Annotated in this window: 17 protein-coding genes; 11 read left to right on the top strand and 6 right to left on the bottom strand. The window is 75.4% G+C overall.

From position 1 onward, the window contains the following. The first annotated feature begins 8 nt into the window (after window positions 1-8). The 4 genes from pknB (at window position 9) to ABD990_RS12605 (ending at window position 4,060) form a co-directional block, all read left to right on the top strand. The gene (pknB, locus tag ABD990_RS12620; protein WP_345380619.1) at window positions 9-1,934 is read left to right on the top strand and encodes a Stk1 family PASTA domain-containing Ser/Thr kinase; all 1,926 of its coding nucleotides are present in this window, start codon (window positions 9-11) and stop codon (window positions 1,932-1,934) included. After that, window positions 1,934-2,575 (top strand): aminodeoxychorismate/anthranilate synthase component II, encoded by a 642-nt coding sequence (locus tag ABD990_RS12615; protein ID WP_345380618.1) that lies wholly within the window; start codon window positions 1,934-1,936, stop codon window positions 2,573-2,575. The genes pknB and ABD990_RS12615 overlap by 1 nt, the downstream gene beginning before the upstream one ends. A gap of 661 nt (window positions 2,576-3,236) precedes the next feature. Further along, window positions 3,237-3,497 carry a cell division protein CrgA gene (gene crgA, locus ABD990_RS12610; RefSeq protein WP_345380617.1) on the top strand — a complete coding sequence of 87 codons (261 nt, stop codon included), beginning with the start codon at window positions 3,237-3,239 and terminating at the stop codon, window positions 3,495-3,497. 128 nt (window positions 3,498-3,625) lie between these two features. Further along, window positions 3,626-4,060: a PH domain-containing protein gene (locus ABD990_RS12605; RefSeq protein ID WP_345380616.1), complete on the top strand. Its 435-nt coding sequence runs from the start codon at window positions 3,626-3,628 to the stop codon at window positions 4,058-4,060. A gap of 285 nt (window positions 4,061-4,345) precedes the next feature. Here ABD990_RS12605 and ABD990_RS12600 read toward each other — a convergent pair whose 3' ends face one another. Next, a complete protein-coding gene (locus ABD990_RS12600; protein ID WP_345380615.1) occupies window positions 4,346-5,020 on the bottom strand; it encodes a rhomboid family intramembrane serine protease in 675 nt (224 codons plus the stop codon). A 229-nt stretch (window positions 5,021-5,249) separates the two neighbouring features. Continuing rightward, window positions 5,250-5,789 carry a peptidylprolyl isomerase gene (locus tag ABD990_RS12595; protein ID WP_345380614.1) on the bottom strand — a complete coding sequence of 180 codons (540 nt, stop codon included), beginning with the start codon at window positions 5,787-5,789 and terminating at the stop codon, window positions 5,250-5,252. 53 nt (window positions 5,790-5,842) lie between these two features. Between ABD990_RS12595 and ABD990_RS12590 the strand changes: the two genes are divergently transcribed. Next, complete coding sequence (locus ABD990_RS12590; protein WP_345380613.1) at window positions 5,843-6,322, top strand: hypothetical protein; 480 nt, start codon at window positions 5,843-5,845, stop codon at window positions 6,320-6,322. Here ABD990_RS12590 and ABD990_RS12585 read toward each other — a convergent pair. Then, a complete protein-coding gene (locus tag ABD990_RS12585) occupies window positions 6,319-7,437 on the bottom strand; it encodes an alpha/beta hydrolase family protein (RefSeq protein ID WP_345380612.1) in 1,119 nt (372 codons plus the stop codon). The two genes, ABD990_RS12590 and ABD990_RS12585, sit on opposite strands and share 4 nt — an antisense overlap. Window positions 7,438-7,699: 262 nt before the next feature. Between ABD990_RS12585 and ABD990_RS12580 the strand changes: the two genes are divergently transcribed. Continuing rightward, complete coding sequence (locus ABD990_RS12580; protein WP_345380611.1) at window positions 7,700-8,284, top strand: hypothetical protein; 585 nt, start codon at window positions 7,700-7,702, stop codon at window positions 8,282-8,284. Between the two features lie 119 nt (window positions 8,285-8,403). Here the strand turns inward: ABD990_RS12580 and ABD990_RS12575 are convergent, their stop codons facing one another. Next, window positions 8,404-9,051: a metal-dependent transcriptional regulator gene (locus tag ABD990_RS12575; protein WP_345380772.1), complete on the bottom strand. Its 648-nt coding sequence runs from the start codon at window positions 9,049-9,051 to the stop codon at window positions 8,404-8,406. A gap of 102 nt (window positions 9,052-9,153) precedes the next feature. Beyond that, the gene (locus ABD990_RS12570; RefSeq protein ID WP_345380610.1) at window positions 9,154-9,639 is read right to left on the bottom strand and encodes a DUF4188 domain-containing protein; all 486 of its coding nucleotides are present in this window, start codon (window positions 9,637-9,639) and stop codon (window positions 9,154-9,156) included. Between the two features lie 161 nt (window positions 9,640-9,800). On the opposite strand from ABD990_RS12570, the gene ABD990_RS12565 reads away from it, so the two are divergent. From ABD990_RS12565 to ABD990_RS12550, 4 genes are all read left to right on the top strand, one after another. Beyond that, window positions 9,801-12,989: an ATP-binding protein gene (locus tag ABD990_RS12565; RefSeq protein WP_345380609.1), complete on the top strand. Its 3,189-nt coding sequence runs from the start codon at window positions 9,801-9,803 to the stop codon at window positions 12,987-12,989. A gap of 174 nt (window positions 12,990-13,163) precedes the next feature. Further along, entirely contained in the window at window positions 13,164-13,364 is a 201-nt protein-coding gene (locus tag ABD990_RS12560) for a heavy-metal-associated domain-containing protein (RefSeq protein ID WP_345380608.1), read from the top strand. A 41-nt stretch (window positions 13,365-13,405) separates the two neighbouring features. Further along, complete coding sequence (locus ABD990_RS12555; protein ID WP_345380607.1) at window positions 13,406-13,828, top strand: hypothetical protein; 423 nt, start codon at window positions 13,406-13,408, stop codon at window positions 13,826-13,828. Between the two features lie 62 nt (window positions 13,829-13,890). Next, entirely contained in the window at window positions 13,891-14,358 is a 468-nt protein-coding gene (locus ABD990_RS12550) for a DUF6010 family protein (protein WP_345380606.1), read from the top strand. A 52-nt stretch (window positions 14,359-14,410) separates the two neighbouring features. On the opposite strand, the gene ABD990_RS12545 is transcribed toward ABD990_RS12550, so the two are convergent. Then, a complete protein-coding gene (locus ABD990_RS12545; protein ID WP_345380605.1) occupies window positions 14,411-15,001 on the bottom strand; it encodes a L,D-transpeptidase in 591 nt (196 codons plus the stop codon). A gap of 200 nt (window positions 15,002-15,201) precedes the next feature. Between ABD990_RS12545 and ABD990_RS12540 the strand changes: the two genes are divergently transcribed. Continuing rightward, on the top strand, window positions 15,202-15,906 hold the full coding sequence (locus ABD990_RS12540) for a maleylpyruvate isomerase family mycothiol-dependent enzyme (protein WP_345380604.1): 705 nt from the start codon (window positions 15,202-15,204) through the stop codon (window positions 15,904-15,906). The last annotated feature ends 7 nt before the right edge of the window (window positions 15,907-15,913 follow it).

The following is a 15,913-nucleotide window of genomic DNA, read 5'->3' as shown; positions in this document are numbered from 1 at the left end:
CGGACCCGATGACGACCCCCAAGCTGCTCTCCGAGCGCTACCAGCTGGGCGACACGCTCGGCTACGGCGGCATGTCCGAGGTCCATCGCGGGATGGACACGCGGCTGGGCCGGGACGTCGCGATCAAGGTGCTGCGCGCCGACCTCGCGCGCGACCCCCAGTTCCAGCTGCGGTTCCGCCGTGAGGCGCAGAACGCCGCCGCGCTCAACCACCCCGCGATCGTCGCGGTCTACGACACCGGCGAGACGCAGAGCGAGTTCGGCCCGCTCCCGTACATCGTCATGGAGTACGTCGACGGCCAGACGCTGCGGGAGATCGTCAAGACCACCGGTCCGCTGTCCCAGCAGCGGGTCATCGAGGTCATGGCGGACGTGTGCGCCGCGCTGGACTTCAGCCACCGGCACAGCATCATCCACCGGGACGTCAAGCCCGCGAACATCATGATCACCCGCAACGGCGCGGTGAAGGTGATGGACTTCGGCATCGCCCGCGCGCTGGGCGAGGGGCAGAACGTCACGCAGACCGCGGCCGTCATCGGCACCGCGCAGTACCTCTCCCCGGAGCAGGCTCGCGGTGAGCAGGTCGACGCGCGGTCGGACGTCTACGCCGCGGGCTGCGTGCTGTTCGAGCTGCTCACCGGCGAGCCGCCGTTCACCGGGGACACCCCGGTCGCGGTGGCCTACCAGCACGTGCGGGAGGACCCGCGGCGCCCGTCGGAGGTCAACCCGCAGATCCCGCCGGCGCTCGACGCCGTCGTGCTCAAGGCGCTGTCGAAGAACCCGGCCAACCGGTACCAGTCGGCCGCCGAGATGCGGCAGGACCTCATCCGGGTGCGCAACGGCCAGCAGCCGCTCGCGCCGATGGTGATGAGCGAGGACGAGCGCACCGCGCTGCTCGCCGAGCAGACCGCCGCCACCCGGCGGATCTCCGGCGGCGGCCGGCACGGCCCGCCGCCGCCCCCGCAGGTCTGGGAGGACGAGGAGCCGCGCCGGCGCACCGGGCGCACGGTCGGGGTCGTCGTCGCGGTACTCGCCGCGCTCGGCCTGATCGGCTTCTTCGCCTACCAGGTGCTCGGCGGGCCGGCGCAGCCGGACCAGGTCGCCGTCCCGAACGTCGTCGGGCAGGACCCGGACGCCGCGCGCACCGCGGTGGTCAACGCCGGGCTGCTCGTCGACCTCAAGCAGGAGCCCTCGGAGGTCGCGCTCGCCAACAAGGTCACGCGCACCGACCCCGGGTCGAACGTCCAGGTCGCCGAGCGCAGCCGCGTCACGATCTTCGTGGGCACCGGGCCCGCCTCGGCCACGGTGCCGGCGCTGACCGGCAAGACCCCGGAGGAGGCCGCCGCGCTGCTCGAGCAGCGGGGTCTCAAGCTGGGCGAGCAGTCCACCCAGGAGACCTCGGACTCCAGCCGGGTCGGCACGATCCTCTCGTCGTCGCCGGCGGCCGGGGTCGACGCACCGGGCGGCAGCGCCGTGTCCGTCGTGGTCGGCACGAAGCAGACCACGGTCGCGGTGCCGGACGTGAGCGGCCAGAGCGAGAACCAGGCCAAGCAGGCGCTGGCCAACGCCGGGTTCAGCTCCGTGCAGACGCAGAACGTGGACGGCGGCGGCGAGGAGGGCAGCGTCGTGGGCACCAACCCGGCGGCCGGCACGCGGGTCGCCCCGGGCACCACGATCACGCTGCAGGTCTCGCGCGGCAACCAGGTGCAGATGCCCGACGTCGTCGGCCAGTCGGTGAACGACGCGGTCGACCAGCTGCGCTCGGCCGGCATCCGGAACTACCAGCTGCAGGCCACCCAGGTGTCGGACCAGTCCCAGAACAACAAGGTCGTGTCGTCCGACCCGTCGGCCGGCCGGTCCGTCGACCCGGACGACACGGTCACGCTGACCGTGGGCCAGGCGTCCGGCGGCGGATTCTTCGGAGGCGGGAACTGATGCGCGTCCTGGTCGTCGACAACTACGACAGCTTCGTCTACAACCTCGTCCAGTACCTGGCCCAGCTCGGCGTCGAGCCGGTCGTCGTGCGCAACGACGAGCTGTCGGCCGGGCTGGACGAGCTCGGCGAGGTCGGCGCGGTCCTGGTCAGCCCCGGGCCCGGCACCCCCGAGGAGGCCGGCCGCAGCATCGACGTCATCAAGGCCGCCGGGGACCGCAATCTCCCGCTGCTGGGCGTCTGCCTCGGCCACCAGGCGATCGGCGTGGCCTGGGGCGGTGTGGTCGAGCGGGCGCCGGAGCTGCTCCACGGCAAGACCTCGCAGGTGTTCCACGACGGCGTCGGCGTGCTGCGCGGGCTGCCCGAGCCCTTCACCGCCACCCGGTACCACTCGCTGTCGATCCGGCCGGACACGCTGCCCGTCGAGCTCGAGGTGACCGGGCGGACCGAGACCGGGCTGGTCATGGCGGTACGGCACAAGGACCTGCCCGTCGAGGGCGTCCAGTTCCACCCCGAGTCCGTGCTCACCGAGGGCGGGCACCGGATGCTGGCGAACTGGCTCGCCAGCGCCGGGCACGAGGTGCCGGAGGAGCTCGTCCGCCGCCTCGGCGACGAGGTCGCCGCCCTCACCGCCCAGGTCTGACCCTTCCCCGCGCTCCACGTCCGACGGGCGCGGCAGCTCCGAGCCGGGCCATAGGGGGTCCGGACCTCGACGCACGAACGGCGCTTTCGCTCAGTCCTAGTGAGCGAGTGCGCCGTTCGCTCGTTCGTAGCCGGGCGCAGCGGGTCCGAGCCCAGGGTTCACCCCGCCCGGCACACCTCGTCGAGGCGCGGCGCACCCTGCGTGGTCCCCTCGCACACCCTGAGCGGGCGTTGCGCAGGCCGTCGACGCGGTGGGGAACGAACCGGCGGGTGTGTCGTACCCGCTGACCCCGGCCGGACCACGGCGACCGTGCCAGACAGGCCGCACATCCGGACGGCCGTCCCACACCCTGTCGGCAGGGTGTGCCGCCGATCTCCCGGGTGTGAGGCCGGGTCACAGCGGGTGTGGGACGCCCGCGCGGATGTGCCGGCGCCGAGAGGGAGTCGCCGCCCCGCCCTCACCGCCCAGGTCCGACCGCGCCCGCACGGCGGCCGCCCGCGCCCCCGGGTCGCCGGCTGCCCGGTCCGGGGTGTTCGGGCTGATCGCGCCGGTCACGTGCGGCCCGCGGCGTCGGCATGTTCGCTACGGTGGTCACGAGCGGTGCGCGCGATCGGCGCGCACCACGCCGTGCCACTCGCTCGAGAAGTCCACGAGGTCCCCGATGCCGAAGTCCAAGGTCCGCAAGAAGGCCGCCTACACCCCGCCGGCGACCGACCGGAAGCCGGTGAAGATCAAGGGCCCGACCCATCCCGCGTACGTCGCCATCATGCTGGGTGTCGGCCTCCTCGGGCTGGCCTGGCTGATCACCGACTACCTGGCCCGCGACGCGATCCCCTTCATGCAGGCGCTCGGCGGCGCGAACTTCCTCGTCGGCTTCGGTCTGATCGTCATCGCGCTGCTGATGTCGATGCGCTGGCGCTAGTCCACCACGCCGTCACGCTGCGTGATCCAGGCCATATGCGATGACCCGGGGCTCTGACCAGCAGGAACAACACGTGTGTGATTCATCCCCACTGTGGACAAGCCCTGTGGACAACTTTCACAGCTACGATGCGTGAACACCGCTGGGCCCCGGCCCCGGGGCTCGTCGCCCTCGCCTGGGTCCTCACCGCGGGCGCACTGGGCTGGCTCGTGGCGCTGCTGCTGACGGACACCGACCCGGCCGGGCGGCTCATCGCCGGGGTCGCCGCCCTCGGGCTGGGGTACGCCGCGCTGGTCGGCACGATCGCCCGGCCGCGGCTCGCCCTGCACCCCCACGGGCTCGAGGTGCGCAGTCTCACCCGCACGCGCGCCGTCGACTGGCCGGCCGTGCAGCGGGTCCGCGTGCTGCGGACGCGGCGCTTCGGCCGCGAGACCAGCCTGCTCGAGCTGGACCTGCTGGTCGCCGGCGAGGAGCGGCTCGTCGTCCTGGGCCGGCTCGATCTCGGCGCGGACCCCGAGGACGTCGCCGAGGTCGTGCGGCCGTATCTCCCCAGCCGCTCCTGACCGCCTCCCGGTCGACCCGGCGTTGATCACCCGGACGGTCCAGCGGCCCTCACCCTCCGCCGAGCCTCCGCGGGCACACGTGCCACCTCCGGAGGCTCGCCCCGGCGGCCGCGGCCTTCCTACGCTCGTCCTGCCGACGAGGAGAGGGAGATCGCCCATGATCGCCAGGACGCCGATGCGCGGGACCGACGGCTGCTCCACCGGCTGCGGGTGCAGCAAGCCGGAGTGAGACCGGCGGCCGGGGACCGACGTCGTTCCCCGGCCCGACCCGCGCCTCCCGCGAGGTCAGACGAACGCGACGGCGGCGGCCCGCCCGGCGATGACCGTCAGCACCACGACCGTGAGCACCACGAGGGCCCCGGCCTGCAGCACCGTGCGGTTGCGCACGGGCGGCACGTGGACCAGTGCGGCCGTGGCGGCGGCACCGAGCACCAGCCCGCCCAGGTGCCCGACCAGCGAGATCCCCGGTACCACCACGCTCAGCACGAGGTTCACCACGACCAGGCCCACGACCTGGCCCGTCGGGACCCGCAGCCGGCGGGCGACCACGAACAGCGCGCCCATCAGCCCGAACACGGCGCCCGAGGCGCCGGCCACCAGCGAGCCGGGCGAGGAGAACAGCATCACGGCGGCCGAGCCACCGAGCAGCGCCACCAGGTAGACCGCGAGGAAGCGGACCCGGCCCAGCACGGGTTCGAGCTCCCGCCCGATCACCCACAGGGCCATCATGTTGAAGACCAGGTGCAGCGGCCCGTAGTGCAGGAAGCCCGCCGTCACCGGGCGCCACCAGTCGCCGGTGGCCACCAGCCCCGGCACGAGCACCCACTCGCGGAAGAGCGGCGCGGCGTCGTTCGACCCGATGCTGCGCGCCTGGGCGGCGGTGAGCGCGAACAGCGCGACGTTGAGCGCCACGAGCACCGGCACCACGAGCGGACGGCCGCCGGGTTCGGCGCCCGCCACCGTCCTCCCCCGCCGGACACCCCGGCTGCCCTGGTACACGCAGTCGACGCACTGCTGCCCGACCGCCGCGTCCCGCAGACACTCCGGGCAGGCAGGCCGGCCACAGCGCGTGCACCGCAGTCCCGTCGGACGGTCCGGGTGCCGCGCACAGCCGGGCAGCGCGGCCGCAGGGTCCGGTGCCGGGTCCAGCGGGGGGTCGGGCGGTCCGGCGGGGTACGTCACTCGGCTCCTACTCGACGTCGATGTGCTGGATCACGACGTCCGTGAGCGGCCGGTCCGCCCGGTCGGTGGCGGTGTTCGCGATCGTGTCGACGACGGCGCGCGACTCCGCGTCGGCCACCTCGCCGAAGATGGTGTGCCGGCGGTTGAGGTGGGGGGTCGGGCCCACGGTGATGAAGAACTGCGAGCCGTTGGTGCCGGGGCCCGCGTTCGCCATCGCCAGCAGGTACGGCCGGTCGAACTTCAGCTCGGGGTGGAACTCGTCCCCGAACTGGTAGCCCGGGCCGCCGCGACCGGTACCGGTCGGGTCGCCGCCCTGGATCATGAAGCCGCTGATCACGCGGTGGAAGACGGAGCCGTCGTAGAACGGCCCGCTGTCGCCACCGGAGGCGTTCGGCTGCGAGTAGTCCTTCTTGCCGGTCGCGAGACCGACGAAGTTCTCCACGGTCTTGGGGGCGTGGTCCGGGAAGAGGATGATCCGGATGTCGCCCTCGGACGTCCGCAGCGTCGCGGTCTGCTTCGAGTTGGCTGGTGCAGTCACGTCGTCCATCGTGCCAGGGTCGGTGGGGCACGCCACCCCGGCACACCACGAGCGGAGGCCCCATGAACGCCCCGAGCATTCCCCCAGGCACGCGCGACGCGCTCGGCCGCGCCCGCGACCAGGCGGAGGCCGCCCTGTCGTCGCTGGGCGGCACGGTCGAGGAACTCGCGCACGAGGTCGTCGGCAAGGTGGAGGAGGGCCTGCCGGTCCTGGCCGAGCGGGCGGGCCGGCTGGCCGGCCGGGCCGAGGCCCTCGCCGGGGCGGCCGCCGCGACCGCCCGTGAGCGGCTCGACGAGGGCGTGCTCCAGGCCCGGCGCGAGCTGGCCGCCCGGATCGACCCCGGCACCCCGTCGCCGCGCCGCTGGTGGTGGATCGGCGCGGGCCTGCTGATCACGGCCCTGTCGATCGCCGGCTGGTTCGTGCTGTCCCGCCGCCCCCAGCCCGTCGAGCCGGCCACCGAGCCGCCGGCCACGACCCCACCGGGAGACGTCGCCCTCGAGGCGGGGTCCCCGGCCGCGGCGGCCCGCAACGGCCACTCCTAGGTCGTCCCGGGCAGGACCTCCGTGAGGAACGCCGCGACCGCGCGCTCGTAGCGCTCGGGATCGGCGTTCCACGCGGCGGTGTGCTCCACCCCGCCGACCTCGACGTACCGGATGGGCCAGCCCAGGTCCCGGCCGGCCGCGGCCAGCGCGCGGCTCGGCTCGACCGGCACCGCCGTGTCCGGGGTGCTGTGCACGATCAGCGTCGGTGGCCGGCGCGCCGGCGGGTGCCGCAGCAGGTCGAAGTCGTCGAAGTCGATGCCGATCCGACGGCGGGTGATCGCGGTCGCGACCGGGATCAGCTGCGGCGGGAGCAGCCGGTTGCGGGCCTGCCGGCGCAGCGTCGCCCGCCAGTCGACCAGCGGCGCGTCCCACACCACGGCGTCGACGAGCTCGGCAGCGGGCGAGCGGTCGAGGAAGGCCCCGCCGATCGCGGCGCCCATCGACCAGCCGACGAGCACGATCCGCCGCGCCCCGTGCCCGCGCGCGTGGCCGACCGCGGCCTCGAGGTCCTCCCACTCGGTGTCGCCGAGGTGGAAGCGGCCGTCCGGGCTGGGCGGGGCCTCGTCGTCGTTGCGGTAGCTGATCACCAGGACCGGCAGGCCGAGCCGGTGCAGCACCGGGAGGATCCGCAGCGCCTCGCGCCGCCGACCGCCGCGGCCGTGCACCGCGACCGCCCACACGTCCCGTGCCCCGGGGACCTCCCACGCGGGAGCCGAACCCAGCGGGGTCGCCACGTGGACCTCGCGGAAGTCGAGACCCCGGGCTCCCGGGTCCGGGTCGAACGGCCCGGCGTCGACGACGGCCGGTCCCTCCGGCGGCACCGGTCCGGACAGCAGGACCCGGCGCACCCCGTGCCGGTCGTCGGAGAGCACCCGCCCGAGCACCGCGAGCCCGTCCGTCCAGCGCAGGCCCCACACCCCGGGCTGGCGGACGAGCCGGCTGCCGGCCAGGGTCACGGCGTCGGCGTCGGCGCGCAGCACCCGCTCGGGATAGGCGACGATCCGCACCGGGTCGAGCAGCACGTCGGCGTAGTACCGGCCGACCCCGACCGCGCCGGCCCCAACCAGTCCCAGGCCCGTGCCGACGCCGGCCGCGAGCAGTCCCCGAACACCCACACGCCCGATCATCCCGAGTGGATCGTCCCCGCGTCGAGGCGCCGTCCGCCGTGACGGCACCGAGATGTCCCGGCGTCAAGCACCGCCGCTCCCCCGACGCGGTGAAACGCGTGTGACCTGCGTCTTTGTGGCCACCGCATCGGGTGAAGAGCGGTTCGAGGGCACAACCCGGTAACGGCATCTTCGTTGGCCCCGCAGATCCACACGCGAGTCGAGCGACGTTCGACATCCGGTTTCCCCCCGATCGGAAGGACCCCCAGACATGAGCAGTCTCGCCAGGCGCACGCTCGCCACGACGGCCACCGTCGCCGGTGTCGCCGCCCTCGGCGCCGCCTTCGCGGGCCAGGCGTTCGCCGCCGACCTGCCGTCGCTGCCGGCGACGCCCGAGCTGCCCACCGGGTCCGCGGCCCTGCCCGAGGCCCCGGCGCTGGCGGCCCCCTCGCTCGACTCCGCCCCGAGCGTGCCGACGGACTTCAGCTCCTTCTCGGTGCCCGGGGTCGCGAACCTCGAGGCCCCGAACGTGTCGCTCGACAGCAGCGGCAACAGCTCCACGGCGGGCGAGATCCCGGCCGCCTCGCACGAGGCGGCCCACGAGGCCGGTCCGGGCAGCGCGGCGCTGCCCGAGCTGCCCGCGGCCGTGCAGGACCACCTGCCGACCACCGGCGGCGAGCTCGCCACCCCGCAGGCCTCGCTGCCGCTGGCCGGCCCGGAGCTGCCGGCCCCGCCCGCCCTGCCGTCGACCTCGGACCAGGACCTCGACACCCAGGACACGGCGCTCCCCACCAGTGACCTCGGGGCGCCGTCCACGGGCGACATCGCCTCGCAGATCGCCTCCCTCGCGGGCTGAGCGTCCGCTCCCCACGGTGCCCGGAACCCCCGAACCGGGCGCACCCATTCCGACGCGCCGGCCGGCCCCTCCCCAGGGCCGTCGGCGCGTCGGCTCGTCGGGGCCATCGGGCGTGGGGACTAGCGGACGACCCGGCCGTGGATCAGCCCGGTGAGCAGCGGCGCCAGCGCGACCCGCTCACCCGACACCCGCACCCACCGCGGCCCGCCGTACGGGTCCTGCTCCTCGACCTCGACGACCACGCCCGGCCGCAGCCCGCGTTCGCCGAGGTAGCGCAGCGCGTCGCTGCGCCGGTCCGAGACCCGCTCGATCTCGAAGCGGCAGCCTTCCGGCGCGACGGCGAGGGGCTGGCCCCAGCTCTCGTCGTGCCGGCCCGCCGCCCCCGGGATGGGATCGCCGTGCGGGTCGTGCGTGGGATGGCCCAGCGCGGCGTCGATCCGCGCCTCCAGCCGGTCGCTCAGCGCGTGCTCGAGCTGCTCGGCCTCCTCGTGCACCTCGTCCCAGGGCATCTCCAGGGCCCGGACCAGGAAGGTCTCCAGCAGCCGGTGCCGCCGGACGACCCGCAGCGCGGCCTGCTCGCCCGCCGCGGTGAGGGTGAGGGTGCGGCCGCGCCGGACCAGCTCGCCGTCGGCCAGCCGTTTGACCATGGCCGACACGGACGGCGAGGACACCTGCAGCTCCTTCGCGAGCGCACCGGTCGTGACGGTCTCCCCGCGCGTGGACAGCAGGAAGATCGTCTTGAGGTAGTCCTCGACCGCGGGTGTCATGGTCCCCACGGGACGATGTTAGCCGCGCCTGACCTCGGCAGGACCGCACGATCGGGCCCCCGCGGGCCGGGCCGCCGGTCGGACCGGTCGGACCGCCGTGCCTCAGGCGGCGGTGCCGCCGGCCTCGATCCGCTGGCGGGCGGCGTCGATGCGGCCGGTGACCGGGACCCGCTCGGTCGCCGCGGCCAGCCCCATCTCCGGCGTGCCCACGTAGACGGACTCGGCCTGGGCGACCCGGTACGTCTCGTGCCACACCCCGACCACGCCCGGAGCCTTGCGGGCCCGCCGGTTGAACGCGGCCCAGGCCGGTCGGTGGGTGGCCGTGCGGTCGCTCGCGTAGGCGTAGAGCTTGTCGACCGAGCTCCAGTACTGGACCACGGTCGGGCCGCCCGCGCCGAGCAGCCCGCGGAACCCCAGCAGCCCCGAGTCCGGGTCCTTCGAGAGCTCGCGCAGCATCGGGCCCATGGCCAGCAGGGTCGGGAACCACTGGTCGACCCGCCACCACCGGTTGATCGTCATGCCGATGAGGAAGACCACGAGCTCGCCCTCGTGCTGGTGGGTCGTCCGCCGGCCGTCCGTCCTCGCCATCGCCGCCTCCTCGGATAGCAGATAGTGTCGCTCTCCAATAATGGAGAGTGGCGGTATCCGTGTCAACCCCCAGGTCTCGACGTTCCGGGCTCGCCCTGCCGGGTCGTGCCGTGATTGGTTGTCGCCGTGACGTCCACGCACCCGAAGGCCGGTCCGCGGCGATGATCGAGGTACGGCTCCTCGGCCCGGTCGCCGTCGTGGTGGACGGGGACGAGCGGACGGTCGGCCGCAGCGGCGAGCGGGCCCTCCTGACCCTGCTGGCCCTGCGGGCCGGGCGGGCGGTCCCGGTCGCCGGGCTGATCGACGACCTCTGGGGCGACCGGCTGCCCGACGACCCGGGCAACGCGCTGCAGACGCGGGTGTCGAAGCTGCGCCGGGCGCTGGCCGCGGCGGGTGCCCCCGGCGTCGTCGTGACCCGGGCGCCCGGGTACGTGCTCGAGGTCGAGCCGGGCCGGGTGGACGCCCTGCGGGTTCCCGAGCTGGTGGAGCGGGCCCTCCGGGCCGATCCGGCCCGGGCGGAGGAGCTCCTCACCGAGGCACTGGCGCTGTGGCGCGGCGAGCCGCTCGCCGAGTTCGCCGACGAGGCGTGGGCGGGACCCGAGCGGGCCCGGCTGGCGGAGCTGCGGCTGGCCGCGATCGAGGAGCGTGCGCGGCTGCGGCTGGCGGCCGGCCGGGACGCCGAGGTCCTGGCCGAGGTGGAGCCCCTGGTGGCCGCGCACCCGCTGCGCGAGCGGCTGCATGCGCACCGGATGACCGCGCTCTACCGCGCGGGACGGCAGGCCGAGGCGCTGCAGGTGTACGCCGACCTCCGCCGGGCGCTGGCCGACCAGCTCGGCCTGGACCCGTCGCCGGAGCTGGAGGCGCTGCACGACGCGGTGCTGCGCCGGCACCCGGACCTCGACCCGCCGGCCGTCGCGCAGTCCCGGACCTACGCGCCGTTGCCCGCCCGGTTGACGGCCGTGCTGGGGCGCGACCGGGAGCGGGAACGGGTGGCGCAGCTGTGCCGGGACCGGCGGCTGGTCACGCTGACCGGGCCGGGCGGAGCGGGCAAGACGACGTTGGCCACCGAAGCGGCCCGCACCGTCCCCGACCGGTTCCCGGACGGGGTCGTCCTGGTGGAGCTGGCCGGGGTCGAGGATCCCGCCCGGGTGCCGACCGCGGTGGTCGACGCGCTCGGGCTCGCCGGGGACGCCGCCGTCGATCCGGCGGAGCGGCTGGTCCGCGCGCTCCGCGACAGCCGCATGCTGCTCGTGGTCGACAACTGCGAGCACGTCGTGGACGCCTGCGCGGTCCTGGTGCAGCGCCTGCTGGCGGGATGTCCGTCGCTGCACGTGCTGGCCAGCAGCCGGGAGGCCCTGGCGGTACCCGGCGAGGTGCAGCTCCCGGTACGGCCGCTGCCGGTGCCGCCGGTCGACGCCGGCCCGGACGAACTGGCGGGGAACGACGCGGTCCGGCTGTTCGCCGAGCGGGCCTGGGCGGCCGCTCCGTGTTTCGTCCTCGACGACTCCACCCTCGGGCCCGTCGCCGAGATCTGCCGGCGGCTCGACGGGCTGCCGCTGGCACTCGAGCTCGCCGCGGCCCGGGTCGCGGTGCTGCCGGTGGACCGGATCGCCGAGCGCCTGTCGGACCGCTTCGCCCTGCTCACCGCCGGTTCGCGCACGGCGGCCGCCCGACACCGCACCCTGCAGGCCACGCTCGACTGGAGCCACGCCCTGCTCGACGACGAGGAGCGGGTCCTGCTCCGGCGGCTGGCCGTGTTCCGCGGCGGCTGGACCCTGGAGGAGGCGGAGGCCGCCTGCGCCGGCGACCCGCTGTCCGTCGGCGCGGTGCTCGACGTGCTCACCCGGCTCGTCGCCCGGTCGCTGGTCGTCGACGCGCACGGCGGCGACGGCCGGTTCCGGATGTTGGAGACCGTGCGGGCCTATGCGGCCCGCAGGCTCGACGACGCCGGGGAACGGGCCGAGTTCGCCCGCCGGCACGCCGAGGCGGTGCTGGCCCTGGCCGAGGCCACGGCACCGCTGTTGCGGGGCCGTGACCAGCACGCCGCCCTGGCGCGGCTGCGGAGCGAGCGCGACAACGTCGACGCGGCGCTGGCGTGGGCGCTCGATCACGTCGCCGACGCCCCGGAGGTCGGCCTGCGGCTGGTGGGCGCGCTGGGCTGGTGGTGGTACTTCGGCCGCCACGACGAGGGCAGGCGTGTCGTCGACGGGGTGCTCGACGCGGCGGTCGGCGGCTCGCCCGCGGCTCGCGCGGTGGCCCACCAGGCGGCGTCGCTGGTGTGGCGACCGGGCGCGTGCGTGGTGCACCCGAGCCCCCGATGTGCCACCGAGGCGGCGGTGAGTCTGGCCGCCGCCGAGGAGGCGGGGGCGGACGCGACCGCGACCTACGCGCGGATCCTGCTGGCCGTCGAGGGCGTGACCGGAGCCGACCCGGCGGGCGCCGAGGAGCTCCTGACCACGGCGGAGCAGGCCCTGACCTGCGCCGGCGACGAGTGGGGGCTGGCGCTGACCACCTTCGTCCGGGCCGAGATCGGGTTCCGCACCGGGTCCGTCCCGCTCGCCGAGGCCGAACGGCTCGCCCTCCGGGCGGCCGAGGGCTTCGCGGCTCTGGGCGACCGGTGGGGCCACTCCGCGGTGCTGGGCCACCACGGCACGGCGGTGCGCCTGTCCGGGCGGCCCGCGGAGGCCGTGCCGCTGATCGAACGGTCGGCCCGGCTCGCCACGGAGCTCGGCCTGCTGCTGACCCTGCAGTGGATGCAGGCCGAGCTGGCGTACTGCGCCCTGCTCCTCGGTGACCGCGACCGCGCCCTGCAGCGCTGCGCGGAGGCCGAGGAGACCGCCCGCCGGCTCGGTGCGGGTCCCGGTGCGGCCTTCGCCGCGCTCGTCCGCGGCATCGACGCGCGCCGCCGCGGCGACCTGCCCACCGCCCGGTCCGTGCTCGCCGCGGCCGTCGAGCACCTCGTGGCCGCCGGCATCGGCGGGCTGGCCGCCACGCTCGCCGTCCAGCTGGGGCACGTGCTCGAGCTGTCCGGCGAGCTCGCCGCCGCGGAGTGCACCCACCGCCGGGCGCTCGAGCTCGGGGGCGCGGCCGTCCGGCCCGCCGTGCTCGAGGGCCTGGCCTGCGTCGCGGTCGCCCGCGGCGGCAGCGACGAGGCCGTCCGGGCCGCCCGCCTGCTCGGCGCCGCCGCATCCGACCGCGAGGGGACCGGACACCCCGCCGACGCCGTCGAGCAGGCGGACGTCGACCGCGCCCGGTCCGGTGCACGGGCGGCCCTCGGTGAGCGGGCCCTCGCCGACGCCCTCGCCGAGGGGCACTGCACGGGCCCCGGCCCGCTCGTCGCCCGGGACTGACGGGCCCCGCACTCCTCCGGTCCGGGGTCCGTCGCTCCCGGCCGCCGGCCGACCGGGACGGACGCCGTCCCGTCCCGTCCGCCCCGGACAGCGCGGGAACAGCGGCCGGACAGCGGCCCCGCCGACCCTTCTCCCAGGCGTCCGGACCGCGGACGCACCGGAGGAGGGAACGCCGTGGGAGTACTCGAACTGCGGGTGCCGGACATGACGTGCGAGCACTGCGTCCGCGCCGTCTCCGCCGGGGTCGGCGACGTCGCCGGGGTCACCGCCGTCGAGGTCGACCTGCCCGGCAGGACCGTGCGCGTGTCCGGGGCGGCGGCACCGGACCGGGTGCGTGCCGCCATCGCCCGCACCGGCCACCGCGTCGCACCCTGACCCGCCCTCCGGCCCGTCCCCGACAGAACCGGGAGTCCCCTGTGAAGACCCTGCTCCGCCCCACCACCCCGACCGGCCACTTCGTCCGCCACTACCTGGAGATGGTCGTGGCGATGATCGTCGGCATGGTCGCCCTCGGCCCGCTCTGGTCGCTGGCCGGCGACGCCCTCGGCTGGACGCCGGTGCTCCACGCCACCGAGCCGGCGGCCCTGGTCATGGCCACGAACATGTCCGTCGCGATGTGCGCCTGGATGCGCGTCCGCGGTCACGGTTGGCCGGCGACCCTCGAGATGGCCGCCGCGATGTACCTGCCGTTCCTCGTGCTGTTCCCGCCGCTGTGGGCCGGCCTGGTCTCCGCGGGCACCGTGATGGTCGGCGGCCACGTGCTGATGCTGCCCGCGATGGCCGCGGCGATGCTGCTCCGCCGCGCCGAGTACACGGGCCACTGCGCGGCCCGGTCCTGACCCCTCCCCTGCCCCGCCGGGCGGGTCACGCCCGGCGCCACGTCCGAGAGGAACCGATCGTCATGGTCGAACTGCTCGTCGAGGGTGCCGTCGGAGGCGCCTTCTGCTCGCTCGTCGGCATCGCCCTGTCCCGCTACGTCCGCGACGTCGTCGGACGCGTCCTGCTCGCCGGCGTCCTGGTCGCCGCCGCCGTGTTCTACGTCGTGTTCGCCGCCCAGGGAGAAGCCGGCGGCGCCTGGCTGGTCACCGAGCTCGTCGGCATCCTGGTCTACGGCGGGATGGCCGTGCTCGGCATCCGGCGCTCGCCGTACTGGCTGGCGGCGGGCTGGGCCCTGCACCCGGTGTGGGACATCGTGCTGCACAACGTCGGCCCCGGCCGGGTCTTCGCCCCCGAGCCGTACACGATCGTCTGCCTGAGCTGGGACCTCGTGGTGGCCGCGGCCGTCGTCGTGGCCTACGGCACGGGTTTCGTCGGGCGCCCGCGCACCCGCTCCGCCGGCAAGGTCGCACTTCCGGCCGACGCGAGCTGACCCCGCGGGACGACGGCCCGGCCCGGAGGGGCCGGGCCACTCCCGCGTCCGGCTACCGCTGCGCCGGGGCGGGCTGCGGGGTGCGCGCCGCCATCTCCTCCGACGCCTTCACGACCTGCACCATGTCGCCGATCTGGAGGTAGGTGAACCAGGCCTCGGCGTCCGCGGGCTCCAGGTGGATGCACCCGGCCGACGACCGGTCGGGGCTGCCGGCGTGGAAGGCGATGCCGCCGTCCTCGAAGAACACGGACCACGGCATCGGGGCCGGGTCCCCGTTGGGCAGCCGGGACTCCTGGCTCAGGTGGTCCTTCTCCTTGCGGTACACGCGCAGCGAGTGCCCGATCGGCGTCTCCTGGCCGTTGCCCCCGGACGAGATCCGCACCGGCCCCCGGATCACCTTCCCGTCCTGGATCAGCCAGGCCTGCTGGGACTCGAGGTCGACGCACGCCCGGGCCGAGACCGAGCAGGGTGTGCCCTCCACCAGCGGCTCCGCGTGCGCCCGCTGGGCGGCGGGCGACTCGGCGGAGGCCGGGCCGGCGACCAGGACCCCGGCGAGCCCGATCGCGGCGACGACGGTCGCGAGGACCGCCCTGCGTGTGCCGGTGCGTGTGCCGGTGGCTGATGCGAAGCGCCGCGTACCCAAGCCCTGCCGCTCCTCGTGTCGATGTGGTGGCCTTCCGAGAGGAAGACGCCCACACACCCTCCGGGGTTGCCCGGTCACGCTGAGTAGATCTGCGTCACCGACCGGGCACTCCGTCCAACGCCCCGCACCCACACGGGAAACGCCGGGGCCGCGGCCGGTCACCCGGAGGCGCCGAACGGCGAGGGCGGTGTGGTCCCACCATGCGCTCGCGCACGGGTCCGTCCGGTGGTTGGCTGCCGGACGTGGACCCGATCGACGAGTGGACGCAGGCGCAGCGGCGGGTCGTCGAGCTGGTCTCCGGCGCGCCCGACCCGGAGGTGCGGGTGCCGGCCTGCCCGGACTGGACGGTGCGCGACCTGTTCTCGCACATGGTCGGGCTCGGCGCGGACGTCGTCGCCGGCGACGAGCCGGACGACCACAACGAGACGTGGACGGCCGCGCAGGTCGAGAAGCGCCGCGGGCGCAGCGTCGCCGAGCTCGTGGCGGAGTGGCAGGAGATCGCCGAGCCGCTGCGGGAGTGGATGCGCGGCCACGGCGCCCGCCCGCTCGGCGACGTCGTCATCCACGAGCAGGACCTGCGCGGGGCGCTGCACGCCCCCGGCGCCCGGGACACGCCGGGGCTGTGGGCGATCCGGGACCGCTTCGCCGGGCGGCTGGCGGACCGGCTGCCGGACGGCCCGTCGGTCGCCCTGGTCGGCGAGAACTGGCGGTGGACGCCCACCGGCACCGTCGAGGACGCTCTGGTGCTGGTCCGCGCCTCCGACTTCGACCTGGCGCGGCTGCTGATGACCCGCCGCTCGGCGGCGCAGCTCGCGAGGTGGACCGAGCGGGGCGACGTCGGCCCCTTCCGGTCGGCCTTCGAGTCGCTCGGCTCCCTCCCGGAGCGGGACCTGACGGACGCCTGACCGGTCG

It is taken from the genome of Pseudonocardia yuanmonensis, assembly GCF_039542425.1.
Lineage (GTDB): Bacteria > Actinomycetota > Actinomycetes > Mycobacteriales > Pseudonocardiaceae > Pseudonocardia > Pseudonocardia yuanmonensis.
This window is presented reverse-complemented; position numbering and strand designations above follow the sequence as displayed.